The organism is Maribrevibacterium harenarium (assembly GCF_006385675.1).
Taxonomy (GTDB): domain Bacteria; phylum Pseudomonadota; class Gammaproteobacteria; order Pseudomonadales; family Marinomonadaceae; genus Marinomonas; species Marinomonas harenarium.
This window is the reverse complement of record NZ_VFRR01000105.1, coordinates 1-1615: the sequence shown is the minus strand read 5'-3', so window position 1 is coordinate 1615 and position 1615 is coordinate 1. Positions and strand designations below refer to the sequence as shown.

2 protein-coding genes and 1 pseudogene are annotated in these 1615 nt (G+C 45.6%); all 3 read left to right on the top strand.

What is annotated here, in order from left to right:
- Window positions 1-148 precede the first annotated feature (148 nt).
- The gene (umuD, locus tag FJM67_RS17280) at window positions 149-598 is read left to right on the top strand and encodes a translesion error-prone DNA polymerase V autoproteolytic subunit (protein WP_000116661.1); all 450 of its coding nucleotides are present in this window, start codon (window positions 149-151) and stop codon (window positions 596-598) included.
- Between the two features lie 7 nt (window positions 599-605).
- Window positions 606-839: pseudogene (locus tag FJM67_RS17275) on the top strand (Y-family DNA polymerase); the annotation flags it as partial.
- Window positions 840-1027: 188 nt separating this feature from the next.
- Window positions 1028-1615 (top strand): hypothetical protein (locus FJM67_RS17710; RefSeq protein WP_080346353.1); only part of this gene is annotated, 588 nt, incomplete at its 3' end.

Sequence of the window (1615 nt, the reverse complement as noted above, 5' to 3'; positions counted from 1 at the left end):
AATATCTACCCCACTATCTCAGCTGGTTCCGGTATATGAAGCAGAATGAAAAGTCAGATCAAGGTCTGCTGTTTGCTGCTATGACCAACACCTAACTACAACACAGCCATAAACAAACAGTATTAATTCTATTTTTTCGAGGTTCGTCATGAGTGTCTCGCTGATAGGCCGTAGCGGCGCACTTGCCTTCATCAAAGCCAAGCGCCTTCGTATTCCATTGTTCATGGAACGTGTTTCTGCTGGTTTTCCCTCACCAGCGCAGGATTATGTTGAGCAAACGCTCGACCTCAACGAGCTGTGCATCAAGCGACCGGCTGCAACGTTCTTTGTGCGTGTTGAAGGTGATTCAATGATTGATGCTGGGATTCACCCAGATGATATTTTGGTGGTTGATCGTTCTGTTCAAGCAGAACACGGTGACATTGTCATCGCTGGCATCCATGGAGAACTCACGGTAAAGGAGCTTCAACTAAGGCCGTGCGTCAAGCTGATCCCAAGAAACCAGGCGTATGAGCCCATTCATATTCCTGAAGGGGCAGAGTTAGAGATATTTGGTGTGGTCACCAATGTGGTGCGAAACATGCGCCGTAAGTCGTGACTGTCCCATGCCTGTATTTGCCTTGGTGGACTGCAACAACTTTTACGCCAGTTGTGAGAAGCTGTTTCGTCCTGATTTAAAAGATACGCCGGTTGTGGTGCTGTCCAACAATGACGGCTGCGTGGTTGCACGCTCGCGTGAAGCTAAGTTACTCGGTATTAAAATGGGCGTACCCGTCTTTCAGATCAAAGCCGAAATGCAGCGCCATGGCATTTTGGCATTCTCCTCTAACTATGCGCTTACAGTTGGGAAATACTTTAGACATCACATGTTGTAATGTTTCAGGTTGTATAAATTAGACGTCGAGATGAGGGGTGGTTACAATTTTTACTATTGGTTAAGAAATATCTTGAAAAAGTAGATGTATGAACGCGTAACCCCCTGGGGGAAGGCTTAGCAGTGTGAATAACGGATGATTTAGGTGTTAATGTGATTGAACAAAATAGGTCGTTTCCAGATGACTTCGGCTTTGACTATTGTCTTATGTGGATTAGTACGGAGAAATATCCCTCATTTATAAGTAGGCCACACCCTGACAGTGGCGAGATCATCCATGACGTTAGGGACAACTCAAAACCATTTGCTCATAAACTTCCAATTTTAATAGACCCCGATGGTATCAATGTGGTGCCAGTGAATCTATATCTTCACTCTTTGTTGGCAGATCCAGATATATCCTCCGATAAGACGATTCAATCCCATGCAGTTGCGTTATTGAGCTTCTATCGGTGGTTGAGCACGGAAATCCCCGAACATACACACCCAAGGACTGGCCTTCTGGTTGATGAAAAACCTCCGTTAACAATATATGACTGCACCGAGAAGGTAGAGGAAAGTCCAATCGTGAGATATCGAGACTATTTATTGGAAAACCTTTATACCAAGGATGAAACTGGAAAAGTCGGTGGTTCTCCAAGTACAGCCTCTTCAGTGGTCCACCGAATGCGATTTCCGTCTGCATCTGTTGAAGTTGGGCGACGACGGCTTCTGAGCCTTTACCGGCCTCACATTCAAGGC

Coding starts and splice junctions, on each gene's coding strand:
- umuD (WP_000116661.1), top strand. CDS start 149: ATGAGTGTCTCGCTGATAGGCCGTAGCGGCGCACTTGCCTTCATCAAA.